This is a genomic window from Rhizobium aethiopicum, assembly GCF_900094625.1.
In the GTDB taxonomy this organism is placed as follows: Bacteria; Pseudomonadota; Alphaproteobacteria; order Rhizobiales; family Rhizobiaceae; genus Rhizobium; species Rhizobium aethiopicum.
The window spans coordinates 709,209-734,710 of sequence record NZ_FMAJ01000001.1 but is presented as its reverse complement, the minus strand read 5'-3'; the positions used below and the strand labels follow the sequence as shown (position 1 = coordinate 734,710).

The following is a 25,502-nucleotide window of genomic DNA, read 5'->3' as shown; positions in this document are numbered from 1 at the left end:
CAACAAATAGTTGTGGTAAAGTATATTTGAGGCAGATTTTGTTGGGTGGCGAGGAGAGCCTGAAATGACTGCAAAGCACGATATGAAGAAGCTGGTAGAGGAAATCTATGCCGTGCGTGACCGCGGCGATATTGAGGGCACGCTGGCGCTGCTCGGCGAGGATTGCACCTTTCGCATTGTCGGTAATACACGACTTGCGCCTTTTTCGACTGAATCGGGCGGACCTCATGCCTTTCGCCAAGCAATATCGCAGCTTATCACCGCATGGGATCTATCCAGCGTCAGGTCAGCCGGCATTTATGTGGACGAGGACGCGCAGATGGTCTTTGCCCATCGCGAAGGCGAGGTCAGGCATATCCCATCGGGCGTAACATTCCGTACGGAATTCGTCGACAAGTTCCTTTTCAGGGATGGGAAGCCGGTCTCGATCGTCGAATTCCTCGACACGCTGCAAATGGCTGAGACAAGCGAGATGATCCAGGTCGCTTGAACCACCGCGAAAGGGATCCATGTAATGGCCGCCGCTTAATTCGCGCTCCGTGTCAGTTGCGCGACTTTCCTGACATGGCTGACAGCTGCCGTTCCGCCTGACGTTTTGGTGAACAGGCTGAGCGTCTCTTCCTCATCGTCGGCGACGGGTGTCAGCGCCTGATCCATATAACTCTTCGACTTCGCATCTCTTGAGATCAAGAAGGCGGAGATCGTCAGGCCGATGATCGTACCGGCGAGCGACGCATGTTTGCGGACGGTTTCCCAGGCAAATCGCGGCCAGAAGACCAGCGGGTGTTCGCGGGAAAGCTCCGGTCGTCGCTCCGACGGCGTCTTCAGGCGCAGGAGGCCGCTCTGGAGCGGATGCACGTTTTCCAGCGGCACCGTTGTTGCGAAGGAGACGAGTACTTTTACCAGCCTTGCCAGCGGCACTCCGGTCGCCACGGCCCGGCGCAGCAGCGTCTTCATATGATCAGGTGAATAATAGAGCGACCAGGCCTCGTGGTAGATGTCCTCCCACTCCTGCTTGCTCATCCGCGGATGTGCGGTGCAGACATGCTCGACATCGTAGATGTTGAGATCGCCGTTCATCTCGACGCCCTTCTTCCATAGGACCTGATGGTCCTCGGAACCGGGCAGCGGCGTCAGGATGAAGAATTCGATGACGTCGAGCGGTAGCTCTTCCTGGATGATTGCGATGTCGCGGCGGATCGAGTCCGGCGTGTCGGCGGGGAAGCCCAGAATATAGCCGGCAAGCGTCATGATGCCTTGCGCCTTCCAGGCGAGCAGCATCTTGCGGTATTCGGTGATTTTGTTCTGGTTCTTCTTGGCGGCGGTCAGATTGTCCGGATTGACGTTTTCAAGACCGATGAAGACCCGGGTGACGCCCGCGCGCTTGGATTTCTCGATGAAATTGGGAATTTTGTGGCAGAGCGTGTCGACCTGAATCATCAGGCCGAGCGGAATGCCATCCCGCTCCTTGAGCTCGATCAAGCGGTCGAAGATCGCTTCCCAATCCTTGTTACGGGCGAAATTGTCGTCGGTGATGAAGAATTTATGGATGCCCTGCGCCCAATTCATCCGCACCAGCTTCTCGACGTCGTCGGCGGAGCGGAAGCGCGATTTGCGTCCTTGCACGTTGATAATGGTGCAGAACGAGCACTGGTAGGGACAGCCGCGTCCGGCATCGAAACTCGTGCTGAGCCCGAGCGTACGCTGGATGTTGTCCTTCGGCAGGAAGGGAACCGGCGTGCCGCCGATGCCGGGAAGGTCGTTCATGAAATTATAGAGTGGCTTCAGCTCGCCGGCGGCGGCGTCGCGCAGCACCATCTCCAGCCGGCCTTCGGCCTCGCCGGCAAACATCGAGATGCCCATATCGCGGCAGGCATCTAGCCCGACCGCTTTGCCGTCGAGCATCGACAGGCAACCGGAAACATGAAATCCGCCCATCGAGACCGGCAGGCCGGCATTACGAAACGGGCGGGCGATATCGAGTGCGCGCGGATACTGGTTGGACTGGACGCCGACCAGCGCCACCATGCCGAAATTGCCGTGACGCTTGAACTGGGCGAGCAGACGGGTGAAATCGATCCGCGTATTGGTCTCGTCGATCACTGTGATGTCGATCGCGGTATCAGGCCCGAGCACCTGGCGCTCAGCGCATTCGGCAGCGATGCCGTAGAGAGCCGCGAGCGAGTTGGAGGGGATCATCGCCCGCCACCAGCGGATGACGTAACCGTCATCGTCATAATGCGATGGCTTGATCAGGATGAGCTGAAAACGCCTGCGCGCGGCTTCCAAAGCATGGGGCAAGAGAATCTATCTTTCTTTAGACACTTCTGCCCGGAGGCAAAATGGAGTTGAAGACACAATCAGGCACGCGTATCAATGCGATTTATCAGGTTCAAACCAAGGCGCAAAAATAGGAAACTGCGCGCAGAAGTTTCGCCCAGCTCATCGTCCCTCGATATACTACTCGATCTCGAGCAGCAATGCGCGGTGGTCAGACACCTCGGGCGCCTCGACCACCTCGAACCTGGCAACCTTTACCTCCGGCCTAACCAGCATGTAGTCGGCGAAGCGAACTTGCTTCAGATAGTAGGAGGTTCGCGTGTCGACAAGGCCGTTTCTGGTGACGAGTCGGAAAGACCTAACCGGGCAAGGATCTTGAAGGTCGCGCTGTCGGGCAGAACATTGAGGTCGCCGCAGACCACGAGCCCTTCGTCGCCGGGCCAGATCCGCCCGATGAGCCCGGCCAACGCCAAAGCCTGCTGTTCGCGCTGCGCCGTATCGCCCTTGCCGGACGGATCGCGCAGGCCATGCATGTGGGCGATCGTCACGGCACGAGCGCGCTCATGGCTGAAGAGGCGGATGCAATGGGCGTTTCGCGGCCTGGGATGTTCACCCCAGCCATCGGCGGAAAAACTGCCGTGCACGAAGTCCAGCGCCTGGGCGACGATGGAATGCGATTTGCGGGCAAAGGTCGCCAGCCCGAATTCAGCGACGATGGCGGCGTCGCCGTCGAAGAGCGCACCTCTCGATGTCGGGCAGAAGAAGCCGTCGTAGCCGGGCAGGGCGGCGCTGATCTCATCGAAGAGCTTGGCTCGCTGCGGCAGTTCCAGCTCCGCATCCCGGTAGATCGACCAGCCCGGGGGCCGCACCCGGCGCCCGCAGCACCTCCTGCAGGCACAGCACATCAGGATCGGCCTGCCTGATATAGGCGATCAGGGCCTCATGAAGTCTGCCGCCTCATGCGTTCAGCGAAATGATGCGCAAGGTTCTCTGGCTCCGTTTCAGCCGGCGGAATTAAATGGTGCCGCCATCGGCGCGTTCAGAGTTCCGACTTGATGTCGCCCATCCGGTTCCAGGCGTCGAGGCCGGCGATCTTGTAGGCTTCGGCGAGCGTCGGATAGTTGAAAGTGTTTTCGACGAAATACTCGACCGTGCCTTTGAGATTGAGCACCGCCTGGCCAATATGCACCAGCTCGGTGGCGCCTTCACCGACGATATGCACGCCGAGCAGGCGGCGGGTCTTCAGCGAGAAGATCAGCTTCAGAAGCCCGGTGTCGAGGCCCATGATGTGGCCGCGCGAGGTTTCGCGGAAGCGGGCAATACCGCATTCATAGGCGATGCCGCGCTCCTTCATTTCCTCTTCGGTGAGGCCACAGGTCGAAATCTCCGGCACCGCATAAATGCCGTAGGGGAAATATTTCTGCGGTTCCTTGGCGACCGCGCCGATCGCCACGCGCGCGGCGATGCGGCCCTGTTCCATCGAGGTCGAGGCAAGGCTTGGAAAGCCGACCACGTCGCCGGCGGCGTAGACATTAGGCACGGACGTCTGGAAGGTTTCCGGATTGACCTTGAGACGGCCGCGGCTGTCGGCCTCCAGTCCAATGGCCGGAAGGTTCAGCGCGTCGGTCGCCCCCATGCGTCCGGCGGCAAAGAGCACCATGTCGGTGACAAGATGACGGCCGTTGTCGAGCGTCAGCTGGACCTTGCCGGTATCCAGCCGCTCGACCTTCTCCGCCTTCGTGCCGAGCAGCAGCTTCATATTGCGGTCGCGCAGCTGATAGGTGAAATCTTCGATGATTTCCTTGTCGATAAAGTCGAGCATTGTCGACTTTGGATCGATGACGGTCACCGCAGTATCCAGCGCCGAAAAGATCGTCGCATATTCGATCCCGATAACGCCGGCGCCGATCACGACCATGGTGCGCGGCAGTTCTTCGATATCAAGCAGCTCGTCACTGTCGAGCACGGACTTGCCATCAAACGGCATGTAATCCGGCCGGAATGGCTTTGTGCCGACGGCAAGCAGGATGCTGGCGCCGCTCACCGTCATTGCTTCGCCGTCGTCCTTGATGACCTGCAAGGTGGTGGAATCGATGAAACTTGCCCTGCCGCGCATGTGGTGGACACGGTTGCGGGCGAACTGATGCTCGAGCACCTCCACTTCATGGTTGAGCGTAATCAGCAGGCGGCGACGCAGGTCTTCCGCACTGATCTCCTGCTTGACGCGATAGGATCGGCCATAAAAGCCACGCTCGCGCCAGCCGGAGAGATTGAGTGCGGTCTCGCGCAGCGTCTTCGAAGGAATGGTGCCGGTATGAACGGACACGCCGCCGACGCGCTTGCCCTGTTCGATGACGAGCACCTTCTTGCCGAGTTTCGCAGCCTGGATCGCGCCGCGGCGCCCTGCGGGACCGCTACCCACCACAACGAGATCGTACTGAAACATCCTCTAGCCTCGATTGGAAATGGAATCATTTGCGACAAAAATGTCGCTTATTCATCGGTAACCGGTCAATGTTACAGATTGTTTTACAGCTGCCGATTCAGCCGGACCTGTGCTTTTCAGATCAGCTTCAGCCCATCAGGCTGACATAGTCGTCCTTGCCGGTGATGATGTGGTCGTGGACAGTAATATCAAGTGCTTTTGCCGCGTCGGTGATCACCTTCGTCATATCGATGTCAGCGCGCGACGGCTGTTCATGCGCAAGTGATGTAGTCCGTGGAAATATCGGCCACTCCCGTAACACCGAGCAAGGCCATATTACTATGCAGTTCCGTCTTCAGGATATCCGCCGCTCTGAGCACGCCCGGTAGCCCCGCGACGGCTGCAGCATAAAGGAACGGCCTGCCCACGAACACGAAACAGGCGCCAAGCGCGAGGGCCTTCATGATATCCGTCCCACGCCGGATGCCGCCGTCGATCATGACGGCAATGCTGTCTCCAACACGTGCCGCAATCTCCGGAAGGACCTGAAGGGGGGATGCGGTGCCGTCGAGCTGGCGGCCGCCATGATTGGAGACGATCACTCCATCCGCGCCGGCATCTGCAGCCATTGCCGCGTCTTCCGGATGCATGATCCCCTTGACCACGAGCTTGCCGGCCCACCGCTTGCGTATCCGCTCCAAGTGGCTCCAGTTGAGATGGTCACGCTTGCCGAAATCGCGCGTGACGTTCGAGGAGATGATCGGCGCGCCTCTTGTGGCGTAGGAATTTTCAAAATGCGGAATGCCGTGCCGGACGATCGTGCGCAGGAATGTGCCGGTTGTCCAGCGGGGATGCGAGATGCCCTGCCATGCCAAGCGGAGCCCGGGACGCAAAGGCGTCGAAAACCCCGCCCTTACATTATTTTCGCGATTGGGCAGCGTGGCCGTATCCACGGTCAGCAGAAGTGTACCGATGCCGGTCGCAGCGACCCGATCGATGAGAGCGTCGATACGGTCGGGTTCGCCGGGGAGATAGGCCTGAAACCATGCTTGTGGCGAAACCGCGGCTATCTCTTCCAGGGGGATAAGTGACGAACCGCTTATAATCATCGGGATTCCCGACTGGTCCGCTCCTTGCGCGAGCACGATGTCTCCCCGATAGGCCATCAGCGCGCTGATCCCCATCGGCGCGATGCCGAACGGCGCGGCATGGGTCTTGCCGAAGAGCCTCGTCTCGGTGCTTCGCCTCGAGACGTCCCGAAGGACACGAGGCCGAAAGGCATAGGCCTGGAAGGCCTCTGCGTTATGCCGCAGCGACGCATTGGTCTCGGTCGCGCCGGCGATATAACCGAACAGAGGCTTCGGCAGATGTCGCCGTGCCCTTATTTCGAAGTCATCGAGGCAGAGCGCATCGCGGCAGAGCCGGGTCGATCGATCAGTGTTACCGCTGGAGATCGTCATGAAGCTTTATCTTCTCGGTATTTCGGGCGGGTAGTATTCAGCGAGTGGCGGCGCAGGATTGCATAGAATCCCGCGCCAGCGACGGCTGTCAACTCAAGCTTTCCTCAGTCTTCGCTTGCCTCGGATGCTTGCCTGCGACGTCTCCGGATCGAGGGCAGAATGAGCGTCAGCAGCACGCCGCTGGTCAGAAGCAGCAGAGCACCGGTGATCGACTGCCGGTCATGATCGTCTCCGTGATGGTGGCAAGGTTGGGCGGTGGTTGTGTAGTCGCCTCTCAGCGTAGCGGGATCAGATCAACTTTAGCCCCTTAAGGCTGACATGGCCGTCCTTGCCGATGATGATGTGGTCGTGGACGGCGATATCAAGCGCCTTCGCTGCCTCGATGATCACCTTCGTCATATCAATGTCAGCGCGCGACGGGGTCGGGTCGCCGGAAGGATGGTTATGGACGAGGATTATTGCCGTTGCCGATAGTTCGAGCGCGCGTTTGACCACTTCGCGTGGATAGACTGGCGTATGGTCGACCGTTCCGCGGCCCTGAACCTCGTCGGCGATCAGCACGTTGCGCTTGTCGAGGAAGAGGATGCGGAACTGTTCGCGTGTCTCATGCGCCATCGCCGCATGGCAATATTGGATGACCGACGACCAGGAGGAGAGCACCTGCTTGCTTCGCAGCTCGCTCTTCAGGGTCCGGTGGGCCACGGTCGAGATCAGCTTGAGGTCGAGCGCTACGGCCTCGCCGACGCCCTTCACCTCCGTCAGCAGCGCCGCCGGCGCGCCAAAGACGCCGGAGAGGGAGCCGAACCGTTCGATGAGCGCCTTGGCGATCGGCTTGGTGTCGCGTCGCGGGATCAGCCGGAAAAGCAGGAGTTCGAGAATTTCGTAATCGGCAAGCGCCGTATCGCCCAGCTCGCGGAAGCGGTCACGCAGCCGCTCACGATGGCCGTGATAATGTTCCGGCCCTAAGAGCGAGGCGGGTAGGGCGGTCCGGGCGTTCGGCGCGGCGGGCTTCTGTGGCCGGACGCCGAAGAACGAGCGTTCATCGGCAACAGGCTCTTCAGTCTCGAAAGGCAGCTCGTCGTCGGAAGATGTCGCAACAGGCCGCTTCGCCATCAGATCGTCACCTGGCAAGCGACGGCAGTCCGGGCCGGTCGAGACCGCCCGGTGACAGCGTGAAGATTTCGCAGCCCTCGGCGGTGACGCCGACCGTGTGTTCATACTGCGCCGAAAGCGAGCGGTCGCGGGTCACCGCCGTCCAGCCATCGGCGAGCACCTTCACATGCGGCCGGCCGAGATTGATCATCGGCTCGATGGTGAAGATCATGCCTTCGCGCAGCTCCGGCCCTTCATTGGCGCGGCCATAATGCAGGATATTCGGCGAATCGTGGAACAGCCGGCCAACGCCGTGGCCGCAGAAATCGCGCACGACCGAACAGCGCTCAGCTTCCGCATAGGTCTGGATCGCCTCGCCGATCGCGCCGGTGCGGGCGCCGGGCTTGACGGCTGATATGCCGCGCATCAGGGATTCATAGGTGACTTCAAGCAGCCGCTCGGCGGCGCGCTTGATCGTGCCCACCGGATACATCCGGCTCGAATCGCCATGCCAGCCGTCGAGCACGAAGGTAACGTCGATATTGACGATATCGCCTTCGCGCAGCGGCTTGTCGTTTGGAATGCCGTGGCAGACGACGTGATTGATCGAGGTGCAGGTGGATTTGGTGTAGCCGCGATAGTTCAGCGTCGCGGGATGGGCGCCATGATCCATGCCGAAATCGAAAACGAACCGGTCGATCTCGTCCGTGAGCAGACCGGGCTTGACGATATCGGCGAGCGCATCGAGGCAGCGGGCGGTCAGCTGGCACGCCCTGCGCATGCCCTCGAATGCCTGCGCATCGTAAAGCCGAATGGCGCCGGTATTCTTCGGCGGCGCGGAAGAGGCTTCGATATAATTCACCATTGCAGGGCCTTAGCGGAGATTGTTAGATTTGTTCATAGTGCAGCTATGCCGGGTTCGTCCATCACGATCAACCGCTAGGACGACATTTCTGGACGGGTCCGATCTGGCGAATGCGCGGCTTTTCCGCATCCGGTGGAGGCCAAATCGCCGGCCCGAGCGGAATATCCACAATCTTCCCAAAGAGATAGGATTGATCGAACGGAATCCCCCAGATACTCACCGATTGGTGACAGCGGGGAAGGGTGGGTCATGCTGAATGAAGCCGTAGAAACTGAAATCTTGCCTGAAGCGGGTGCGGAGCCGGAACGGCGCGTGCGCGATCGCGGCGCCACCGAGCGCGCGATCCTTGCCGCCGCCAAGGGCCTGCTGGCGGAGGAGGGCTTCCAGAATTTCGGCATCAATGCCGTCGCCCGCCGCGCCGGTTGCGACAAGCAGCTGATCTACCGCTACTATGGCGGCCTCGACGGGCTGGTCGAGGCGATCGGCGCAGATCTCGGCACCTGGGTCAAGGACCGCATCCCGGAAGATGCCGGCGGCATGTTCATGCTCACCTATGGCGATCTGATGGAGCGGCTGGCGCTCCTCCTGCTTGACGCCTTGAGAAGTGATCCGCTGATGCGCAGGATCGTCGCCTGGGAGGTCTCGGAAAACACCGAGCAGGTGAGGCGGTTGTCCGAAGCCCGTTCGAAGGCTCTTGCCCTCTGGCTGGATCGCATGCGCGGCTCGCTGGCGCCGCCGAAGGGGGTGGATGCGGCAGCCGTCAATGCCGTCGTCATCGCTGCGATCCAGCACCTCGTGCTTGCCGGCGCCGCCGGCGGCCAGTGCGCCGGCATGTCGCTGAAGACATCAAAGGATTGGGAGAAGGCGGCGACGGCACTGAAGCGTCTCGTGCGCGGCGTCTACGGCTGACCCCCTTTTTCCACAGCAAGGCGGCGCGGTGTTAACCTTAACAAATGGTTTACGTTGCGTGGGGCTGGTTAAGCCGACAGTGTGGCGGGGAGCAGAGATGTACGAGTGAGAGCCTGCGAGTTGACGCCCATGGGAAGCAAGATCGCCAAAGCCGCAATTCTGGTGACGGCAATGATGTTCTTCGCCGTCCTGGCGCTGGATATTGCAATTCCGACGCTGGTTCTTTGCATCATGGCATTGTCGACGAGGTTGGTTTCCCTCGATCTGCCCATCGCGCGCAAGCATGGAGGAGAGGCCGCATGAAGTGGTTTCTGATCTTCTGGGCCGGCCCCATCGTCTTTCTGGGCGGATGGTACTGGCTCTCCTATTACGACATGAATTTCGGCATCTTCATGCTGACACGGCAGGTCCATGACCTGACTTTCGAGATTTATGGCGAAGCCCTCGGCATTCCGCCGGAAACTATTCCGCCGCTCGTTGCTCGCGCCATCGCGGTGGACAGTCTCGTCGTCTTCGCCATCCTGGGCTTTAGAAAGCGCAAGTCGATCGCTGCCTGGTGGAAGGCGCCTCAGGCGCTGAATTCGTCTCCGGCAGACCTTGCGAGCAAGGAAAGCCTGTCGAGAGCCCCCTGAAGAATGAAGCTGGCCGCGGCCGAATCGATGCGTTCGGCCCGCTTGGCGCGTGAGACGTCCATTTCGATGAGCGCCCGTTCCGCTGCAACCGTCGAAAGCCGCTCGTCCCAATAGACGAAGGGCAGCGCCGTCTTCTGCTCCATGTTGCGCACGAAGGCGCGCGTCGCCTGCACGCGCGGTCCAGCCGATCCGTCCATATTCATCGGCAGGCCGATGATGAAGGCCGCGACCTTTTCCTGAGCTGCGAAATCCAGCAGCGCCTGCGCATCGACCGTGAACTTGACGCGGCGGATCACCGGGCGTGGCGTGGCGAAACGCCGGCCGAGATCGGACATCGAAATCCCGATCGTCTTGGTGCCGAGATCGAGGCCGGCGATTGCCTGTCCAGGGGCAAGCGTTCCGGCCATTTCCTCGATCGTCAGCACCGTCATTGCCGTTTCATCCCGTCAAAAGAAATTGAAGCCGCCGCCGCTTTTCTTTGCAGGCGCATGAGATATGTCCTTACCATCGAAATAAGATTTTGCATCACGTAAGGAGAGATTTGATGAAGATCACCTGGCTCGGCCATTCCGCCTTCCGCATCGAGACATCAAAGGCGAAGATCCTGCTCGATCCCTTCCTTAGCCATAACGCCTCCTTTTCCGGCCAGGATATCAAGGATGTTTCCGCAGGCATCACCCATATCCTGCTGACCCACGGCCATGGCGACCATGTCGGCGATACGGTGGCCCTTGCCCAGGAAACCGGCGCCGTCGTTCTGGCCAATGCCGATCTCGCCGCCTGGCTCGGCTCCAAGGGCGTCGGCCGGCTCGAGATGGGCAATACCGGCGGCACGATCACGCTCGGCGGCTTCTCTGCGACGTTCACCAATGCGCTGCATTCCTCCGCTCAGATCACCGAGGACGGCGTCTCGCATGCGCTCGGCAACGCCAACGGCCTGATGCTGCATTTCGACGACGAAGCCTCGATCTTCGCCATGGGCGACACCGACATCTTCTCCGACATGGCGCTGATCAACGAGCTGCACCAGCCCGATATCGGCTTCGTGCCGATCGGCGACCGCTTTACCATGGGCGGCGCGGTGGCAGCGCTCGCCTGTCAGCGCTATTTCAACTTTCAGACGGCAATCCCCTGCCACTACGGCACCTTCCCGATCATCGACCAGACGGCCGATAAGTTCGTTGCCGGCATGGAGGGATCGAAGACTGAAGCGAGGGCGATGAAGCCGGCCGAGAGCCTGTCGATCTGACGAAACCCCGTTGCACCGGGCGGACATGGCCTTTATAGCGGGTAGGAAAAATCCTATCCGGAGAATGCCATGTCCGTCGATCTTGCCACCGTGAAGCGCGTCGCCAAACTTGCCCGTATTGCCGTCTCCGAGGACGAGGCAAATCGCATGGTCGGCGAGCTGAACGGCATCCTCGGCTTCGTCGAGCAGCTCTCCGAAGTCAATGTCGACGGCGTCGAGGCGATGACGTCGGTGACCCCGATGGCGATGAAGAAGCGCACCGACGAGGTAACCGACGGCAACAAGGCGGCCGACGTCGTCGCCAATGCCCCCGTCACCGACCATAATTTCTTCCTGGTGCCGAAAGTCGTCGAATAGGGCGTCGAAGCCTCTTTCCGACCCTGTTGCCATTTTAAAGATCTGAAGCGAAAACACGATGAGCGAACTCACCAGCCTGACCATTGCCGAAGCCCGCGAGAAGTTGCGCGCCAAGGAGATTACCGCAATCGAACTGACCGAAGCCTACATCTCGGCGATCGATGCGGCCAATGACCGGTTGAACGCCTATGTCAAGACGACGCCGGATCTCGCTCGGGTCATGGCCCGAAAATCCGACGAGCGCATCGCCGCCGGCAAGGCTGGCGAGCTCGAAGGCATTCCGCTGGGTATCAAGGATCTCTTTGCCACGGTCGGCGTCCATACTCAGGCCTGCAGCCACATCCTTGACGGTTTCCAGCCGCGTTATGAATCAACGGTGACGCAAAACCTTTGGGATGACGGCGCCGTTATGCTCGGCAAGCTCAATATGGATGAGTTCGCCATGGGTTCGTCGAACGAGACGTCCTATTACGGCCCGGTGATCAATCCCTGGCGGGCAGGGGGCTCCAACCAGCAGCTTGTCCCTGGCGGCTCCTCCGGCGGTTCTGCGGCAGCCGTTGCCGCCCATCTCTGCGCCGGCGCCACCGCGACCGATACCGGTGGCTCGATCCGCCAGCCGGCCGCCTTCACCGGCACCGTCGGCATCAAGCCGACCTATGGCCGCTGCTCGCGCTGGGGCACCGTCGCCTTCGCCTCCTCTCTGGACCAGGCCGGCCCGATCGCCCGCGACGTGCGTGATGCCGCCATCCTTCTGAAGTCTATGGCGAGCGTCGACGCCAAGGACACGACGTCGGTGGATCTGCCGGTACCGGAATATGAAGCCGTGCTTGGCCAGTCGCTGAAGGGCATGAAGATCGGCATTCCGAACGAATATCGCGTCGACGGCATGCCCGAGGAGATCGAGACGCTGTGGCGCCAGGGCATTGCCTGGCTCAAGGATGCCGGCGCCGAGATCGTCGATATCTCGCTGCCGCACACGAAATACGCGCTGCCGGCTTATTACATCGTCGCACCGGCAGAGGCATCTTCGAACCTCGCCCGCTACGACGGCGTGCGCTACGGCCTGCGCGTCGACGGCAAGGACATCGTCGATATGTACGAGAAGACGCGCGCCGCAGGCTTCGGCCAGGAAGTCAAGCGCCGCATCATGATCGGCACCTATGTGCTGTCGGCAGGCTATTACGACGCCTATTACATCCGCGCCCAGAAGGTCCGCACGCTGATCAAGCGCGACTTCGAACTTGCCTTCGACGCCGGTGTCGACGCGATCCTGACGCCGGCAACACCGTCCTCCGCCTTCGGCGTCGCCGACGAGAACCTCGCCGCCGATCCGGTGAAGATGTATCTGAACGACATCTTCACGGTGACGGTCAACATGGCGGGCCTGCCCGGCATCGCCGTGCCCGCCGGCCTCGACCATAGGGGCCTGCCGCTCGGCCTGCAGCTGATCGGCAAGGCCTTCGACGAGGAAACCCTCTTCAAGACCGCCTACGTCATCGAACAGGCAGCCGGCAAGTTTACGCCGGCCAAGTGGTGGTAACGGGCCTCACGATCCGGAGGATAGCGCCAGCCGACCACGAAGCGGTCGGCGTCGTCGGCTTTGCTGCTTGTGCCGCAGCCGACGCCTTTGAGGACAGCTATCGCGATCCCGAGGTGATTGCCAAAGTCCAGCACGAATTCGCCGTCTTTCCCCATCAGGCGCAAGCCGAGATTTTCGTTGCTGAGCTGGACGCGGAGATCGTCGGCTGGGGAGCGCGCGAAGGCGAGCCGAACTATATGTCCGACCTCTGGGTGCATCCCGATCATCAGGGCAAGGGCGTCGGCCGGGCTCTGCTGCTGCATTGCTGTGAGCTGATGGCAGCCGAAGGACTAGCGACTGCGCGCCTCGACACGCATGCGAGAAATGCGGGTGCGATCCGGCTTTACGAACACTGCGGCTTCACGATTATCTGGCACGGAATCGAATTCTCCAAGAGCATGGGCGTCCCGCTCGAAAAGGTACATATGGAGAAGCGCTTGGTTGATTGATGGCAGGAACAGGGAAGGCTCTTATGGCAGGCAATGATCTCATGCGACTGATCGAGGCGATCGATCGCCTTGCTGCCGGCGGTTTTGCCATCGGGGCGGAGTGGCAGGCGGTTCACGATATTTGTCAGCGCCACGAAGGCGAGCAGCCGTTCGACTGGGGACACGCTCTCTGCCATCGCATCGAGGGCGACGACTGGAATGCGGACTACTGGTATCGCCGCGCCGCCAAGAAGCGCGGCACGGGCACGATGGCCGACGAGTGGGCGGTGATGCGGCCAGAACTGTCTGCTAAGGCTTGAAGCTGAGCCCCTGACCGCGCCGGTTTAAGACGCGATCAGGGTTGGTTGCTCGAACTAACGATTGTCCAGCTGCGATCTGACCAGCCTCAGCCCTCTTTCGGTGATCCGGTAGGGCTCGCCGCTTGAAGATTTGATTGCCTTGAGGCGCTTCAGTCTGCGGAAGAGATCGAGGTCGACGCCGGGATAGAGCCAGCCGTCGCGGGTGAAGCAACTGACGTTCTCGATCTTCCTGTTGTCATCGCGGCTAATTTCGATACGGCCGCCTTGGGCCATGAGATGCAGGATGCGCTGCTCCGTGCGGGAAATGTCCATGTTGTGAGATCCGGTATCGCGCCCGGCAGGGCGCACAAAAACGATCTGGCGCTCATTCGAACGTCAGGGCTTCGTTTTTTCGGGCCCATGCGCGCAAGGAAACTTGCGGGCAGGGCCTTTACCGGGACTCAGGCAGGCTCAACATAAAACACCTCGATAGGGTCTATTATTCAGCCCGGAAAACGGGGTCAAGAGCATCCTTGTCGATGAAAACCGGTCGAAAACCGTGGTTTCGATTGATCATCCCTTTGCAGCTACTGGTAAATTCAGCGACTCAGTGATCTAGTTAGAGGGGTAACGCGGAGGTGTCGTTGATCCACATTCGCAATGCGCGCGACGGGGAAGCGGAACTGTTGAGCGAGATCGGGCTGAGGGCCTGGCAAAATGCGATGGCGTCGATCGGCGAATCGGACGCGATGATCGATGCGGCGCGCACCGCTTTTCGCAACTTCGTGGAAAATGACTGGCTGACCATCACCGTCATCGAGCGGAATGGCCAGGTCGCAGGCTGGGCGGCGCGCGAGGGATTGGATGAAACTATCTCGGATTTCTGGATCGATCCCATCTTCACCCGCCAGGGGCTCGGCTCAGCCCTTCTCGACCGCATCGAAAAGGATATCGCCGGCCGGGGCTTCGAGACGGCGGCGGTACAGACCCATTCCGGCAATAGCGAGGCAATCGGCTTCTTCCGAAAGCACGGTTATGGCATCCACTGGCTGTCGGTTGCCTATAATCCGAAGCTCGACCGCGACGTGCCCTCTGTCGGGCTGACGAAGCAGCTCGTTTCGGATGGAGGCGGCGGATATGGGCAGGAGTTCTGAGGTTTCCAATGCGCCGTTCGCGGGTCAAGCGAGCTATTCGGAGGTGACGCAGAAGTTATTACCTTCGGGATCATTCAAGACCGTATAGGCATCCGTCTCCCGCACGAAAGTCGCGCCGAGTGCCAAGAGCCGGCCCACTTCCTCCTTACGGTCCGAAGCGGCGATATCGAGATGGACTCGGTTGCGAGCGGGGCGCTCGCCCTGGCGGAGGTGGAAACACAGGCGCGTTCCGGGGCCATCGACCATCACGGTCCGGTCCGTTTCCGGTGTCAGTCCCATCGCAGCAAGGCGAGCCAGCTCCGAATCGTCATAAGGCATCACTTGGTAGCCATCGAGCGCCGCCGCCCAGAAACGGGCGACCCGCGAGGGAATGTCGCAGTCGATGACGATTTCTTTCAACCTTCCCATGGCGCTTCTAGGACTTGGCAGATCGACGGTTGAAAGTGCGCTCGACGATCGCACCGCCTAAGACCGGCAGCAATGCGAAAAGCATGAGCTGTGGTGTTCCCGGCAGCGTCAACATTCCGGAAATGATGAGCGCGGCCAGCACCCCCATGAGAGCTCCGATGAGATAAGGCAGACAATCCTTCAATCGAGCCTCCGTTTTGTGAGGGTATCAAATCCGAGCGGCATTCAGGACAAACATAGGGAGGACTGCGGTATCGGCAATCGGGGAGGTTGAAAGGGCTCTCGATCGCTTGGCCTACGCTGGATATACAGGGCTCGGAGCAAAACGGCCCCGCTGCCGTAGAGGAAATGGCCAGCAGCGGGTGCGATGCAAATCTGCGAAAGCCTTGCACCGGAACGTCGTTTCCTTTACCTCACCAATGGAAAAGAACAGCCTGCAAAGAGCATCAGATGACCCTTGTCGACGTCCGCACGCCCGATCCGAAACGCTTCATCCCCGGCGCCACCGGCGACTGGGAAGTCATCGTCGGTATGGAGGTCCATGCCCAGGTGCTGTCCAATTCGAAGCTCTTCTCCGGCGCTTCGACGGAATTCGGCAAGCCGCAGAATTCGAACGTGTCGCTGGTCGATGCCGCCATGCCCGGCATGCTTCCCGTCATCAACGAGGAATGCGTTAAGCAGGCCGTGCGCACCGGCCTCGGCCTCAAGGCTGAGATCAACAAGCGTTCGCTCTTCGACCGCAAGAACTATTTCTATCCCGACCTGCCGCAAGGCTATCAGATCTCGCAATACAAGGATCCGATCGTCGGCGAGGGCAAGATCGTCATTTCGCTAGGCCCGGACCGCCAGGGCCAGTTCGAGGATATCGAGATCGGCATCGAGCGTCTGCACCTGGAGCAGGATGCCGGCAAGTCGATGCACGATCAACACCCGACTATGTCCTATGTCGACCTCAATCGTTCCGGTGTGGCGCTGATGGAGATCGTCTCCAAGCCCGACATGCGCTCGTCTGACGAAGCCAAGGCCTATATGACCAAGCTGCGTTCGATTGTGCGTTATCTCGGCACTTGCGACGGCAACATGGACGAAGGTTCGATGCGCGCCGACGTCAACGTCTCCGTTCGCCGTCCGGGCGAGGCTTTCGGTACGCGCTGCGAGATCAAGAACGTCAACTCCATCCGTTTCATCGGCCAGGCGATCGAATACGAAGCCCGCCGCCAGATCGGCATTCTGGAAGACGGTGGCACGATCGACCAGGAGACGCGGCTCTTCGACCCGAACAAGGGCGAGACGCGCTCCATGCGCTCGAAGGAAGACGCGCACGACTATCGTTATTTCCCCGATCCGGATCTGCTGCCGCTCGAATTCGACGATGCCTTCGTCAAGGCGCTCGAAGCAGATCTGCCCGAGCTGCCCGACGACAAGAAGGAGCGCTTCGTGCGTGAACTCGGCCTGTCGGTCTACGATGCCTCTGTGCTCGTTTCGGAAAAGGCGATCGCCGATTATTTCGAGGCAGTGGCTGCCGGCCGCGACGGCAAGACCGCGGCAAACTGGGTGATCAACGACTTGCTCGGCGCGCTCAATCGCACTGGCAAGGACATCGAACAGACGCCGGTCTCACCGGCCCAGCTCGGTGCGATCATCGACCTCATCAAGGGCGGGACCATCTCCGGCAAGATTGCCAAGGACCTTTTCGAGATCGTGCTGACCGAGGGCGGCGATCCGGCCGAGATCGTCGAAGCGCGCGGCATGAAGCAGGTGACGGATTCCGGCGCCATCGAAAAGGCCGTGGATGAGATCATCGCCGCCAATCCCGAACAGGTTGAGAAGGTCAAGGCGAAGCCGACGATGGCGGCATGGTTCGTCGGCCAGGTGATGAAGGCGACTGGCGGCAAGGCCAATCCGCAGGCAGTCCAGGCGCTCGTCAAGGCGAAGCTCGGCATCGAGGAATAAGCCGTGTATTTCGTTCGCACCGCCGGAGAGCGCGACCTCGATAAGGTTCGCGTTCTTCTGGTGGAGAGCTTTCATGCCACCTATGACGATCTCCACGGCAAAACGAGGGTGGACGAGCTGATCGCCCATCTCTTTACTCCGGCAGCGCTGAAGGCGCGGCTGGTGCGCAGGGATGCCGAATTTCTCGTAGCCGATAATGGCCGCAACATCGGCGGCGTGGGTTATGCGGCAATGTCGCAAGCGCTGACGAAGACGGTCATGCTGCATCTCCTCTATGTCAGCCCGTCGCTGCTGCGCCAGGGCATTGGCCGCGATATCTTCGCTGAGCTCGAAACCTGCTTTCCGGACGCTGAGATCATGCGTCTGGAAGTCGAGCCGCAGAATGCGGCGGCGGTCGCCTTCTATCGGACGCATGGTTTCACCGAAGTCGGCCGCAACGAGAATAGCGCGCCCGGACAATCCGGCATTCCCTCGCTGATCTTCGAAAAACCGCTCGAAGGGCATTGAGACCGTGGCGGTCGAATTGCCTGATATTCTTATTCGCGAAGCACGCAGGGACGATCTGCCGGCGCTTGTGGCGCAGTTTGCCGCCGACATGCTCGGCGGTCACGGCGATACGGCGGATGCCGAGGCTTTCGCCGATTAGGCCAGGGCCTTCGCCGTCATCGAGGCGTCGCCCGACCAGACGCTTTATGTTGCAGAGCGCGGCGGCGAGATCCTCGGCACGTCCAGACGATGCTGACGACCTCTTTGGCCGGCCGCGGTTCCTCGGCGATGACCATCGAGGCGGTGCAGGCTCGTGCCGACATGCGCGGGCAGGGGATCGGCGCCGGATGATCGGGTTCGCCATATCAGAGGCAAAAGGCCGCGGTGCAGCTGACCTCGAATGCGATGCGCAAGGACGCCCATCGTTTTCTTGAAAGGCTTGGCTTGGAGCCCTCGCATCTGGGCTCAAGATGGCTCTGAAATGACCCTCGTCTCTCGTGGAATCGCTGGACAATTCGGCTTGGCGACGGCATAAGCAGGGAAAGAATTGTGGTTTGGCTCGCGTCCCGGCGAGCGCAAGGAAAAGACATGTGGAATCTTCTGGTTCAAACCTTCACCTGGTGGAACAGTCAGACGATGGGCACGCGTTTTGCGACCTGGCGTTTTGGCAAGCGCGTCGGCGAGGATGAATTCGGCAACGTCTATTACGAAGGCGGCATGTCTTCCTACGGCCTGCCGAAGCGCTGGGTGATCTACAAAGGTTATGCCGAAGCCTCCGCCATTCCGCCGGGCTGGCATGGTTGGATGCATCATCGCACCGACGTTCCGCCATCCAAGGAAAGCTACGTCGCCAAGGAATGGCAGAAGACGCATCGTCCGAACCTCACCGGTTCTCCGCAGGCTTACCGTCCGCCGGGCTCGCTTGCGGTTCCCGGCGAGCGGCCGCGCGTCACCGGCGATTACGACGCCTGGACGCCCGGCAACTGAGGCGGCTTGACCGGGCGCTCGCAAGCCCGGCTTTTGGCCACAATTGACCTTTACCCGCAGGTTGGCCGTGCTTGACCGCGGCCGTAGTTGAAAATTCTGGAGACGGGTACATGAAGCTCTTCACGCGGAACATGCTCCTGCGTGCCGCCGGATCGCTGCTGGCGCTCTCGGCTCTGCTTCCGACGGTTGCGGCACATGCCGCCCGAATCGACAATCCGGTTGCCGTCTTCTCCGGTCTCGACAAGATCACCGGCCGCATCACGACCTTCGACGTCTATGTCAACGAGACGGTGCAGTTCGGCGCCCTGCAGGTAACACCGAAGGCTTGCTATTCGCGCGACCAGGCGGAGGCGCAGAAGATCGACGGCTTTGTCGAGGTCGACGAAATCACCCTCGACCGCAAGATCCGCCGCATCTTTACCGGCTGGATGTTCGCCGACAGCCCCGGCCTCAACGCCGTCGAACACCCGATCTACGACGTCTGGCTGAAGGAGTGCAAAACAAGCTCGGACGTCCCGGCACCCGATAGCGCCAAGGCGCCGGCGCGCTAAGCATATCACCTAAGGGCAACTCGTAATCGACACGATGTGGGCATGCAGCCGATGTTGAAAGCGGCTCATGAAATCTTAGCCGCGCGACCCGCCTTGGCTTGGCCGCAGGCCTATGCCGTCGGTGTTTTATTGCTTTTGAAAAAAACCTTGCCGAAGCGGAGCACACCGGCGAGCGCAACTACCAGAAGTATGCCGGCCTTTTTGAAGAAGGTAAGGGCAAGGGCCAGCAGCCCCACTTTCGCAGCGACCTTGGCGCCGGCGCCGGCAGCGATCATTCCCGCCATCCCATAAGCGGCGATCTTGTCACCTTCGACATAGTCGGTATAGGCCCTTCCCTTGTCGAACTGCACAAGCTTGGTGACGGTAGGAATGACGTCCTTGATGTCATCCAACTGCTGGAGTCCGGCAACGAAGTTGAATTGAAATACCCCCTCGCGGCCGAGCACGCGCACGGAGTAGTTCAGTGTGTGCGGCACTTTCGGATCATCGCCGAACATCAGATCGCGAGCCCAGTGCAACGCATGCGCCGATGTGTCGTAATGCGGCGGCGAAGCCCAGCCGACAAGCGTGATTTTTTCGAAACCCTGCTTCTCTCGTTCGACGTTATTTTCTCTGATCGCATCATTGATGCTCTGCAGCAGTTCGTCGTAGTCCGTCGTGGCGGCGTCAGCGTCCGAGACGTAGCCGTCGGCGCTATATCCCACGACGGAGCCCCAGGACGCCGCATCGGTCGGCGCATATTTCGCCGGAAAGATCATCCCGAGCGTCCCCTCGGCCGCTTCCGCAGGGTTTCCCCAGATATCGACCAGCACCTTCTTCGTATCGGCGGGGTTGAGATAATAGAAGTCGGCGGGCACGTTCAAAGTCGCGCTCGCTCCGGGCAGCTTGATCGCGCCCTGCTGGAAATCGAGTTTTTCCAGCAATGGCTTTTCCTCATCGGAAAAATCGGCGCGGCCGGCAAACATCTCCTGGTAAGGGCGAGCGTCGGCCTGAGCCGTGCACAAGGCGAGAAGGATCGCAGCTGCAAAATATCGTTTCAAAATTCTATCCCCCGTTGCGTTCGCGAACCTAGCCAAATTCGCTCGAAAAGCAACGTGTGGGTGAATTGATCCGCCTTAGAACTTGAGGTGTGGCGATTCCATCGCGCTGGCAAGCAACAGCGCATATTCGGCTTTCGGCACGTCGATCGCTCCGAACGTCTTCAGGTGCTCGGTGGTGAATTGCGTGTCGAGCAGCGTGAAGCCCTTTTCCCTCAGCCGGTCGACCAAGTGTACAAGGCAGATTTTCGAGGCGTCCGTCCGGCGTGAAAACATGCTTTCGCCGAAAAAGGCCGAGCCCAGCGAGACGCCGTAGAGACCACCGACCAGTTGATCGCCGGCCCAGGCTTCAACGGTATGGGCATGACCGATTTCGAACAGCGTGGAATAAAGCGACCGGATTGTCTGGTTGATCCAGGTGCTTGGGCGCCCGGTTGTTTCCTCCGCGCAAGCTGCGATCACCTGGTCGAAAGCGTGATCGAATCGGATTTCGAACGGTTTCCTGCGCACAGTTTTGGCGAGGCTTTTCGATATGTGGAAGCCATCGAGCGGCAGAACGCCGCGCAATTCCGGTTCCACCCAGAAGATCTCCGGATCGTCAGCGGACTCGGCCATCGGAAAGAGGCCGATGGAATAGGCGCGCAGGAGGATGTCAGGGGTTATGCCTGGTGACTTCCTGCGCGATCCTGCCATTCCTGTTCTATGCCGCCGGCGTTTTGGCGAGGTAGTGCTCCAGCCAGTGGATGTCGTAGTCGCCGTTGGCGATATCCTGGTTGGAGACGAGATCCTGGAACAACGGCAGCGTTGTCTTGATGCCGTCGACGACGAATTCGTCGAGGGCGCGGCGCAAGCGCATCATGCATTCGACGCGCGTGCGGCCGTGCACGATCAGCTTGCCGATCAGGCTGTCGTAATAGGGCGGGATCTTGTAGCCCTGATAGGCGCCGGAATCGATGCGCACGCCAAGGCCGCCTGGGGCGTGGAAATGCGTGATCGTGCCGGGAGAGGGCACGAAGGTGCGCGCATCCTCGGCATTGATACGGCATTCGATGGCATGGCCGGAGAAATGCACCTCGTCCTGCGTCACCGATAGACCGCCGCCGGAGGCGACGCGGATCTGCTCGTGCACGAGGTCGATGCCGGTGATCGCTTCGGTGATCGGATGTTCCACCTGCAGGCGGGTGTTCATTTCGATGAAATAGAACTCGCCGTTCTCGTAGAGGAATTCGATCGTGCCGGCGCCGCGATATTTCAGCTTCTTCATGGCATCGGCGCAAATCTGGCCGATTTTCATCCGCTGCTCGACGTTGAGTGCGGGCGAATTTGCCTCTTCCCAGACCTTCTGGTGGCGGCGCTGCAGCGAGCAGTCGCGTTCGCCAAGATGAATGGCATTGCCTTCACCGTCGCCGAATACCTGGATTTCGATGTGGCGCGGTTTGCCGAGGTATTTTTCCATGTAGACGGCATCGTTGCCGAAGGCGGCTGCCGCCTCCGTGCGCGCCGTCGACCAGGCCTCGATCAGGTCGGCTTCGCTTTTAGCGACCTTCATGCCGCGTCCGCCGCCGCCGGCGGTCGCCTTGATCAGCACCGGATAGCCTATTTCGGCGGCGGTCCGCAGCGCATCCTCTTCAGTCTTCACTTCGCCCTCCGAGCCCGGAACGACGGGGATGCCGAGTTCCAGCGCCGTTGTCTTGGCGGTGATCTTGTCGCCCATGATACGGATGTGATCTGCCGTCGGCCCGATGAAGGTGATGCCGTGAGCTTCGAGGATATCGGCAAACTTGGCATTCTCGGACAGAAAGCCGTAGCCCGGATGCACAGCGTCGGCGCCGGTGATCTCGCAGGCCGCGACGATCTGGTGAATGTTGAGATAGCTCTCACGCGAGGAGGGCGGACCGATGCAGACGCTTTCGTCGGCAAGGCGCACATGCATGGCATCGGCGTCGGCGGTCGAATGCACCACGACGCAGGCAATGCCGAGCTCCTTGCAGGCCCGGAGCACGCGAAGGGCGATTTCCCCGCGATTGGCGATGAGGATTTTCGAAATCATGGGCATCGGCCTATTCGATGACGACGAGGGCTTGGCCGTATTCGACGGGATGTCCGTCATCGACGAGGATCTCGGTGACCTTGCCTGATTTCGGCGAGGGGATCTGGTTCATCGTCTTCATCGCTTCGATGATGATGAGCGTCTGGCCTTCCTTGACAGTGGCGCCGATCTCGATGAACGGACGTGCGCCCGGAGCCGGCGCCATATAGACAGTGCCGACCATCGGCGCATTGACGACATTGGCCGGGTTGCGGGTGGGTGCTGCGGCGGGCGCGGCAGCGGCGGCAGCCGGAGCGGCGGTTGCCACCGGAGCGGCAAAGGCCGGTGCAGCAATCGGCGCCTGGACGTATTGCGGCGTGCCCCCGCGCGAAACGCGGATGCGCATGTCGTCCTGCTCGACCTCGATCTCCGTCAGATCCGTCTCGTTGAGGATGTTGGCGAGATCGCGGATCAGTGCCTGATCGATACCCGATTTCTTTTCAGCCATGGTGTTGCCCTGTCTTCTTCTTATGCCGTGATGTTCTTCAGCGCATGCAGCGCCAGGATGTAGCTGTGAGGCCCGAAGCCGCAAATCACGCCCTTGCATGCCGGCGCAATCATCGACTTATGGCGAAATTCTTCCCGTGCATGAACGTTGGATATGTGGAGCTCGATGACGGGAATGGAAATGGCGCGGATGGCGTCATGCAGCGCGACTGACGTATGCGTATAGGCGCCTGCATTAATGGCAACACCGGCGGCCTTTTCGTCGGCCTCGTGGAACCAGTCGACGAGTACGCCTTCGTGATTGCTCTGACGGAAATCGACATCGAAGCCGAGTTCGCGCCCGGCTGCCTTGCAGTCCGCTTCGATGTCCTTGAGAGTCTTGCCGCCATAAATGCCGGGCTCGCGTTTACCCAGCATATTCAGATTGGGGCCGTTCAGGACAAAAATCGTTTGCGTCATCGAATGTTCCGTAAAATGCACGACGGCAACCTATAGACTCCGCGAAGACCGAATGAAAGCCCTTACGGATTGGCCGGCGGGAATCGCGCCACATTTGTCCACATGGCTGAAACGCTTCGATTCTGGCGATTTGAGAGCGGCCGGCCTGCTACCCGGTTGTTCAGCAGGCGGTCTTGCCGCAGCTGCGCATGTTCTTGACCTTGGCTTCGAGATCATCGAGCCCGACTGCGCCCGGCACCAGTTCGTTGCCGATTACATAAGAGGGCGTACCGCTGATGCCGAGGCTGGAGGCAAGCTGATAGGTCGCCCGGACGATCCCGTCGTTCGGGCTCTTCGCCATCTCGGCGCGGATCTTGTCTTCGCTGACGCCGAGAGATCCTGCGACCGCGATCGCACTTTCTTCCGAGGCACGGCCTTCGCTGCTGAGAAGGGCGACGTGAAAATCGGTATATTTCTCCGGCGCGACTTTGCGGAAAGCATCGGCCACCTTGTGCGCCGCGACCGAATCCGGCCCAAGGATCGGGAATTCCTTGAGCACGAAGCGGACGTTCTTGTCCTTCTTCAGCAGGGCCTGCATGTCCGGGAGTGCGTGGCGGCAGTAGCTGCAGTTATAATCGAAGAACTCGACGACCGTGACATCGCCTTTGGGATTGCCGAGCGTCACGTCATCCTTCGATTCGAATATGCTGGCGCTGTTTTCTTCAATGGCCATATTGGCCTTCACCAGGCGCTGGGCTTCCTGCTTCTTCTGCAGCGCCTCCTGAACATCGAGCATGATCTCGGGGTTTTCGATCAGATATTGCTTGATGAACTCGCCGAACTCCTTCTTCTGCTGGTCGTCGAGCGCCGCCGCTGGAAAGGGAAGGGCGATCGATGCGGCAAGCGCCAGTGCGGTGAAGGTTTTCGGGAAGAAGGCCATGATATCCTCGTCATCGGCGGTATGTGATCATCTCCTGATCGAGAAGACCATCGCCGGGTTAATGGACTTGAATGCGTCGCGTCAAGGTACGGTGCGTTCGGTTCTGCTCAAACAGGAATTTTCATCCCCGCATGGCCATCGCGGGATTGTGATGAGCCGATTAATGCGGCAATTGTCTGGCCGTTATCGAAGAAGCCGAGCGAGAAACGATCTTGTTTTCCATATCGAAACGCAGCGAAGTCGAGCCTTTTCATGCCATGGACGTCCTGGCGGAGGCGACGAAGCGGCGGGCAGCCGGCCATCCCGTCATCTCGATGGCTGTCGGTCAGCCCTCGCATTCAGCCCCCGAGGCTGCTCTGAAATCGGCCCGCGAAGCGCTTGCCGAAGGGCGAATCGGCTATACCGATGCGCTGGGAACGGCTGGGCTGAAATCGGCGCTGTCCCGGCACTACAGGGATCGCCACGGTCTGGAGATCGATCCGGCGCGGATCGCCGTCACCACAGGCTCCTCGGCCGGCTTCAATCTCGCCTTCCTCACGCTTTTCGATGCCGGCGATGCCGTGGCGATCGCAAGGCCTGGTTATCCCGCCTATCGCAATATCCTCGGCGCGCTGGGGCTGAATGTCCTCGAAGTCCCGGTGACGGCCGAGACCCATTTCACCCTGACGCCTGAAAGTCTCGAGGCGGCGCAGAAGGAAAGCGGCATCAGGCTGAAAGGCGTGCTGCTTGCAAGTCCCGCCAACCCGACTGGTACGGTGACCGGCCGCGATGGGCTGAAGGCGCTTGCGGAATACTGCGCGGCCCACTCCATCGCCTTCATTTCCGATGAAATCTACCATGGGTTGACTTTCGCCGGCGAGGAGGCGAGCGCGCTTGAGCTGACTGACGAGGCGATCGTCATCAACTCCTTCTCCAAATATTACTGCATGACCGGCTGGCGAATAGGCTGGATGGTGCTGCCGGAGCGCCTGGTGCGTCCGATCGAGCGGGTGGCGCAGAGCCTCTATATTTCGCCGCCCGAACTCTCCCAGATCGCCGCCACGGCCGCACTCGGTGCAAGCGAAGAGCTCGATCGCGTCAGGGCTAGCTATGCCGCAAACCGCGAACTGCTGCTCGACCGCCTGCCCAGGATCGGCCTGGCGCCCGCTTCACCGATGGACGGCGCCTTCTACGCTTATGTCGATGTTTCGCGCTTCACCAATGACAGCATGGGCCTTGCCAAACGCATGCTCGCCGAAATCAACGTCGCCGCAACGCCGGGCCTAGATTTCGATCCGCTGGAGGGACATAGAACCCTGCGACTGTCCTATGCGGGATCGCACGGCGAGATCGCCGAGGCGGTCGAGCGAATAGCGGTCTGGTTGAAGTAAAGCTGCTTCGCGGACATTCCCCTCAGGGCAGATGCGCAGGTCCAATGGGTTAGAGCGTCCTTGCGTG

The 25,502-nt window shown here is 60.4% G+C and carries 31 protein-coding genes and 3 pseudogenes; 16 read left to right on the top strand and 18 right to left on the bottom strand.

Going from position 1 to position 25,502, the window contains the following annotated elements; all coding sequences use genetic code 11:
* Positions 1-64 precede the first annotated feature (64 nt).
* Positions 65-490: a nuclear transport factor 2 family protein gene (locus GA0061105_RS03730; protein WP_092748058.1), complete on the top strand. Its 426-nt coding sequence runs from the start codon at positions 65-67 to the stop codon at positions 488-490.
* Between the two features lie 35 nt (positions 491-525).
* Here the strand turns inward: GA0061105_RS03730 and GA0061105_RS03725 are convergent, their stop codons facing one another.
* From GA0061105_RS03725 to map, 7 genes and pseudogenes are all read right to left on the bottom strand, one after another.
* Positions 526-2,301: a B12-binding domain-containing radical SAM protein gene (locus GA0061105_RS03725; protein WP_064695996.1), complete on the bottom strand. Its 1,776-nt coding sequence runs from the start codon at positions 2,299-2,301 to the stop codon at positions 526-528.
* Positions 2,302-2,460: 159 nt separating this feature from the next.
* Positions 2,461-3,216 (bottom strand): annotated as a pseudogene (locus GA0061105_RS03720) (endonuclease/exonuclease/phosphatase family protein).
* 103 nt (positions 3,217-3,319) lie between these two features.
* On the bottom strand, positions 3,320-4,726 hold the full coding sequence (sthA, locus tag GA0061105_RS03715) for a Si-specific NAD(P)(+) transhydrogenase (RefSeq protein ID WP_092748056.1): 1,407 nt from the start codon (positions 4,724-4,726) through the stop codon (positions 3,320-3,322).
* 127 nt (positions 4,727-4,853) lie between these two features.
* Positions 4,854-4,973 (bottom strand): annotated as a pseudogene (locus GA0061105_RS03710) (JAB domain-containing protein); the annotation flags it as partial.
* Between the two features lie 4 nt (positions 4,974-4,977).
* Positions 4,978-6,165 carry an alpha-hydroxy acid oxidase gene (locus GA0061105_RS03705; protein ID WP_092748052.1) on the bottom strand — a complete coding sequence of 396 codons (1,188 nt, stop codon included), beginning with the start codon at positions 6,163-6,165 and terminating at the stop codon, positions 4,978-4,980.
* Between the two features lie 288 nt (positions 6,166-6,453).
* A complete protein-coding gene (gene radC, locus GA0061105_RS03700) occupies positions 6,454-7,278 on the bottom strand; it encodes a RadC family protein (protein ID WP_092748050.1) in 825 nt (274 codons plus the stop codon).
* A gap of 7 nt (positions 7,279-7,285) precedes the next feature.
* The gene (gene map / locus GA0061105_RS03695; protein WP_064695991.1) at positions 7,286-8,122 is read right to left on the bottom strand and encodes a type I methionyl aminopeptidase; all 837 of its coding nucleotides are present in this window, start codon (positions 8,120-8,122) and stop codon (positions 7,286-7,288) included.
* Between the two features lie 249 nt (positions 8,123-8,371).
* On the opposite strand from map, the gene GA0061105_RS03690 reads away from it, so the two are divergent.
* From GA0061105_RS03690 to GA0061105_RS03685, 3 genes are all read left to right on the top strand, one after another.
* Positions 8,372-9,031, top strand: a complete 660-nt coding sequence (locus GA0061105_RS03690; RefSeq protein WP_092748049.1) for a TetR/AcrR family transcriptional regulator — start codon at positions 8,372-8,374, stop codon at positions 9,029-9,031.
* A gap of 129 nt (positions 9,032-9,160) precedes the next feature.
* Positions 9,161-9,334, top strand: coding sequence for a hypothetical protein (locus tag GA0061105_RS32745; protein WP_167358511.1), 174 nt, complete (start codon positions 9,161-9,163; stop codon positions 9,332-9,334).
* Positions 9,331-9,663: a DUF6105 family protein gene (locus GA0061105_RS03685; RefSeq protein WP_092748047.1), complete on the top strand. Its 333-nt coding sequence runs from the start codon at positions 9,331-9,333 to the stop codon at positions 9,661-9,663. Before GA0061105_RS32745 ends, GA0061105_RS03685 begins: the two co-directional genes overlap by 4 nt.
* On the opposite strand, the gene ruvX is transcribed toward GA0061105_RS03685, so the two are convergent.
* A complete protein-coding gene (ruvX, locus tag GA0061105_RS03680; protein ID WP_064695988.1) occupies positions 9,600-10,094 on the bottom strand; it encodes a Holliday junction resolvase RuvX in 495 nt (164 codons plus the stop codon). The genes GA0061105_RS03685 and ruvX overlap by 64 nt on opposite strands.
* 113 nt (positions 10,095-10,207) lie before the next feature.
* Here ruvX and GA0061105_RS03675 point away from each other — a divergent pair, with 113 nt between their 5' ends.
* The 5 genes from GA0061105_RS03675 to GA0061105_RS03655 all read left to right on the top strand — a co-directional run bounded on the left by GA0061105_RS03675 (position 10,208) and on the right by GA0061105_RS03655 (position 13,596).
* Positions 10,208-10,912 carry a metal-dependent hydrolase gene (locus GA0061105_RS03675; RefSeq protein WP_092748045.1) on the top strand — a complete coding sequence of 235 codons (705 nt, stop codon included), beginning with the start codon at positions 10,208-10,210 and terminating at the stop codon, positions 10,910-10,912.
* Between the two features lie 69 nt (positions 10,913-10,981).
* Positions 10,982-11,269, top strand: a complete 288-nt coding sequence (gene gatC / locus GA0061105_RS03670) for an Asp-tRNA(Asn)/Glu-tRNA(Gln) amidotransferase subunit GatC (RefSeq protein WP_092748043.1) — start codon at positions 10,982-10,984, stop codon at positions 11,267-11,269.
* Positions 11,270-11,327: 58 nt separating this feature from the next.
* Entirely contained in the window at positions 11,328-12,809 is a 1,482-nt protein-coding gene (gene gatA / locus GA0061105_RS03665; protein ID WP_092748041.1) for an Asp-tRNA(Asn)/Glu-tRNA(Gln) amidotransferase subunit GatA, read from the top strand.
* Positions 12,800-13,297, top strand: coding sequence for a GNAT family N-acetyltransferase (locus GA0061105_RS03660; protein ID WP_092748039.1), 498 nt, complete (start codon positions 12,800-12,802; stop codon positions 13,295-13,297). Before gatA ends, GA0061105_RS03660 begins: the two co-directional genes overlap by 10 nt.
* 23 nt (positions 13,298-13,320) lie before the next feature.
* Entirely contained in the window at positions 13,321-13,596 is a 276-nt protein-coding gene (locus tag GA0061105_RS03655) for a hypothetical protein (RefSeq protein ID WP_092748037.1), read from the top strand.
* Positions 13,597-13,650: 54 nt separating this feature from the next.
* Here the strand turns inward: GA0061105_RS03655 and GA0061105_RS03650 are convergent, their stop codons facing one another.
* A complete protein-coding gene (locus GA0061105_RS03650; protein WP_064695983.1) occupies positions 13,651-13,908 on the bottom strand; it encodes a YjhX family toxin in 258 nt (85 codons plus the stop codon).
* 311 nt (positions 13,909-14,219) lie between these two features.
* On the opposite strand from GA0061105_RS03650, the gene GA0061105_RS03645 reads away from it, so the two are divergent.
* Entirely contained in the window at positions 14,220-14,729 is a 510-nt protein-coding gene (locus GA0061105_RS03645; RefSeq protein ID WP_092748035.1) for a GNAT family N-acetyltransferase, read from the top strand.
* 33 nt (positions 14,730-14,762) lie between these two features.
* Here GA0061105_RS03645 and GA0061105_RS03640 read toward each other — a convergent pair whose 3' ends face one another.
* Together GA0061105_RS03640 and GA0061105_RS32740 are read right to left on the bottom strand one after the other, a co-directional pair.
* Positions 14,763-15,137 carry a VOC family protein gene (locus GA0061105_RS03640; protein ID WP_092748033.1) on the bottom strand — a complete coding sequence of 125 codons (375 nt, stop codon included), beginning with the start codon at positions 15,135-15,137 and terminating at the stop codon, positions 14,763-14,765.
* Positions 15,138-15,144: 7 nt separating this feature from the next.
* Positions 15,145-15,321: a hypothetical protein gene (locus GA0061105_RS32740; RefSeq protein ID WP_167358510.1), complete on the bottom strand. Its 177-nt coding sequence runs from the start codon at positions 15,319-15,321 to the stop codon at positions 15,145-15,147.
* 266 nt (positions 15,322-15,587) lie between these two features.
* On the opposite strand from GA0061105_RS32740, the gene gatB reads away from it, so the two are divergent.
* The 5 genes and pseudogenes from gatB to GA0061105_RS03615 all read left to right on the top strand — a co-directional run bounded on the left by gatB (position 15,588) and on the right by GA0061105_RS03615 (position 19,114).
* Complete coding sequence (gene gatB / locus GA0061105_RS03635) at positions 15,588-17,090, top strand: Asp-tRNA(Asn)/Glu-tRNA(Gln) amidotransferase subunit GatB (protein WP_092748031.1); 1,503 nt, start codon at positions 15,588-15,590, stop codon at positions 17,088-17,090.
* Between the two features lie 3 nt (positions 17,091-17,093).
* Positions 17,094-17,597 carry a GNAT family N-acetyltransferase gene (locus GA0061105_RS03630; RefSeq protein WP_092748029.1) on the top strand — a complete coding sequence of 168 codons (504 nt, stop codon included), beginning with the start codon at positions 17,094-17,096 and terminating at the stop codon, positions 17,595-17,597.
* Positions 17,598-17,601: 4 nt separating this feature from the next.
* Positions 17,602-18,061: pseudogene (locus tag GA0061105_RS03625) on the top strand (N-acetyltransferase family protein).
* A gap of 103 nt (positions 18,062-18,164) precedes the next feature.
* Positions 18,165-18,563: an NADH:ubiquinone oxidoreductase subunit NDUFA12 gene (locus GA0061105_RS03620; protein WP_064695978.1), complete on the top strand. Its 399-nt coding sequence runs from the start codon at positions 18,165-18,167 to the stop codon at positions 18,561-18,563.
* Positions 18,564-18,673: 110 nt separating this feature from the next.
* Complete coding sequence (locus GA0061105_RS03615) at positions 18,674-19,114, top strand: DUF2155 domain-containing protein (RefSeq protein WP_064695977.1); 441 nt, start codon at positions 18,674-18,676, stop codon at positions 19,112-19,114.
* A gap of 110 nt (positions 19,115-19,224) precedes the next feature.
* On the opposite strand, the gene GA0061105_RS03610 is transcribed toward GA0061105_RS03615, so the two are convergent.
* The 7 genes from GA0061105_RS03610 to GA0061105_RS32735 form a co-directional block, all read right to left on the bottom strand.
* On the bottom strand, positions 19,225-20,154 hold the full coding sequence (locus GA0061105_RS03610; RefSeq protein ID WP_092748027.1) for a DUF2167 domain-containing protein: 930 nt from the start codon (positions 20,152-20,154) through the stop codon (positions 19,225-19,227).
* 75 nt (positions 20,155-20,229) lie between these two features.
* Positions 20,230-20,844: a leucyl/phenylalanyl-tRNA--protein transferase gene (gene aat, locus GA0061105_RS03605; RefSeq protein ID WP_064695975.1), complete on the bottom strand. Its 615-nt coding sequence runs from the start codon at positions 20,842-20,844 to the stop codon at positions 20,230-20,232.
* 7 nt (positions 20,845-20,851) lie between these two features.
* The gene (gene accC / locus GA0061105_RS03600; RefSeq protein WP_208601614.1) at positions 20,852-22,207 is read right to left on the bottom strand and encodes an acetyl-CoA carboxylase biotin carboxylase subunit; all 1,356 of its coding nucleotides are present in this window, start codon (positions 22,205-22,207) and stop codon (positions 20,852-20,854) included.
* Positions 22,208-22,211: 4 nt separating this feature from the next.
* On the bottom strand, positions 22,212-22,688 hold the full coding sequence (gene accB / locus GA0061105_RS03595; protein WP_092748023.1) for an acetyl-CoA carboxylase biotin carboxyl carrier protein: 477 nt from the start codon (positions 22,686-22,688) through the stop codon (positions 22,212-22,214).
* 20 nt (positions 22,689-22,708) lie between these two features.
* On the bottom strand, positions 22,709-23,146 hold the full coding sequence (gene aroQ, locus GA0061105_RS03590; RefSeq protein WP_092748021.1) for a type II 3-dehydroquinate dehydratase: 438 nt from the start codon (positions 23,144-23,146) through the stop codon (positions 22,709-22,711).
* A gap of 160 nt (positions 23,147-23,306) precedes the next feature.
* Complete coding sequence (locus GA0061105_RS03585) at positions 23,307-24,065, bottom strand: DsbA family protein (RefSeq protein ID WP_064695972.1); 759 nt, start codon at positions 24,063-24,065, stop codon at positions 23,307-23,309.
* A gap of 107 nt (positions 24,066-24,172) precedes the next feature.
* Entirely contained in the window at positions 24,173-24,319 is a 147-nt protein-coding gene (locus GA0061105_RS32735; RefSeq protein ID WP_167358495.1) for a hypothetical protein, read from the bottom strand.
* Between GA0061105_RS32735 and GA0061105_RS03580 the strand changes: the two genes are divergently transcribed.
* Entirely contained in the window at positions 24,278-25,435 is a 1,158-nt protein-coding gene (locus GA0061105_RS03580; RefSeq protein ID WP_092748019.1) for a pyridoxal phosphate-dependent aminotransferase, read from the top strand. The two genes, GA0061105_RS32735 and GA0061105_RS03580, sit on opposite strands and share 42 nt — an antisense overlap.
* Positions 25,436-25,502 lie beyond the last annotated feature (67 nt).

Bases quoted from the DNA above. Each gene is read 5' to 3' on its own strand.
- GA0061105_RS03730 (WP_092748058.1), top strand. From the start codon at position 65: ATGACTGCAAAGCACGATATGAAGAAGCTGGTAGAGGAAATCTATGCC.
- sthA (WP_092748056.1), bottom strand. From the start codon at position 4,726: ATGTTTCAGTACGATCTCGTTGTGGTGGGTAGCGGTCCCGCAGGGCGC.
- GA0061105_RS03705 (WP_092748052.1), bottom strand. From the start codon at position 6,165: ATGACGATCTCCAGCGGTAACACTGATCGATCGACCCGGCTCTGCCGC.
- radC (WP_092748050.1), bottom strand. From the start codon at position 7,278: ATGGCGAAGCGGCCTGTTGCGACATCTTCCGACGACGAGCTGCCTTTC.
- map (WP_064695991.1), bottom strand. From the start codon at position 8,122: ATGGTGAATTATATCGAAGCCTCTTCCGCGCCGCCGAAGAATACCGGC.
- GA0061105_RS03690 (WP_092748049.1), top strand. From the start codon at position 8,372: ATGCTGAATGAAGCCGTAGAAACTGAAATCTTGCCTGAAGCGGGTGCG.
- GA0061105_RS32745 (WP_167358511.1), top strand. From the start codon at position 9,161: ATGGGAAGCAAGATCGCCAAAGCCGCAATTCTGGTGACGGCAATGATG.
- GA0061105_RS03685 (WP_092748047.1), top strand. From the start codon at position 9,331: ATGAAGTGGTTTCTGATCTTCTGGGCCGGCCCCATCGTCTTTCTGGGC.
- ruvX (WP_064695988.1), bottom strand. From the start codon at position 10,094: ATGACGGTGCTGACGATCGAGGAAATGGCCGGAACGCTTGCCCCTGGA.
- GA0061105_RS03675 (WP_092748045.1), top strand. From the start codon at position 10,208: ATGAAGATCACCTGGCTCGGCCATTCCGCCTTCCGCATCGAGACATCA.
- gatC (WP_092748043.1), top strand. From the start codon at position 10,982: ATGTCCGTCGATCTTGCCACCGTGAAGCGCGTCGCCAAACTTGCCCGT.
- gatA (WP_092748041.1), top strand. From the start codon at position 11,328: ATGAGCGAACTCACCAGCCTGACCATTGCCGAAGCCCGCGAGAAGTTG.
- GA0061105_RS03655 (WP_092748037.1), top strand. From the start codon at position 13,321: ATGGCAGGCAATGATCTCATGCGACTGATCGAGGCGATCGATCGCCTT.
- GA0061105_RS03650 (WP_064695983.1), bottom strand. From the start codon at position 13,908: ATGGACATTTCCCGCACGGAGCAGCGCATCCTGCATCTCATGGCCCAA.
- GA0061105_RS03640 (WP_092748033.1), bottom strand. From the start codon at position 15,137: ATGGGAAGGTTGAAAGAAATCGTCATCGACTGCGACATTCCCTCGCGG.
- gatB (WP_092748031.1), top strand. From the start codon at position 15,588: ATGACCCTTGTCGACGTCCGCACGCCCGATCCGAAACGCTTCATCCCC.
- GA0061105_RS03620 (WP_064695978.1), top strand. From the start codon at position 18,165: ATGTGGAATCTTCTGGTTCAAACCTTCACCTGGTGGAACAGTCAGACG.
- GA0061105_RS03615 (WP_064695977.1), top strand. From the start codon at position 18,674: ATGAAGCTCTTCACGCGGAACATGCTCCTGCGTGCCGCCGGATCGCTG.
- aat (WP_064695975.1), bottom strand. From the start codon at position 20,844: ATGGCAGGATCGCGCAGGAAGTCACCAGGCATAACCCCTGACATCCTC.
- accC (WP_208601614.1), bottom strand. From the start codon at position 22,207: ATGCCCATGATTTCGAAAATCCTCATCGCCAATCGCGGGGAAATCGCC.
- accB (WP_092748023.1), bottom strand. From the start codon at position 22,688: ATGGCTGAAAAGAAATCGGGTATCGATCAGGCACTGATCCGCGATCTC.
- aroQ (WP_092748021.1), bottom strand. From the start codon at position 23,146: ATGACGCAAACGATTTTTGTCCTGAACGGCCCCAATCTGAATATGCTG.
- GA0061105_RS03585 (WP_064695972.1), bottom strand. From the start codon at position 24,065: ATGGCCTTCTTCCCGAAAACCTTCACCGCACTGGCGCTTGCCGCATCG.
- GA0061105_RS32735 (WP_167358495.1), bottom strand. From the start codon at position 24,319: ATGAAAAGGCTCGACTTCGCTGCGTTTCGATATGGAAAACAAGATCGT.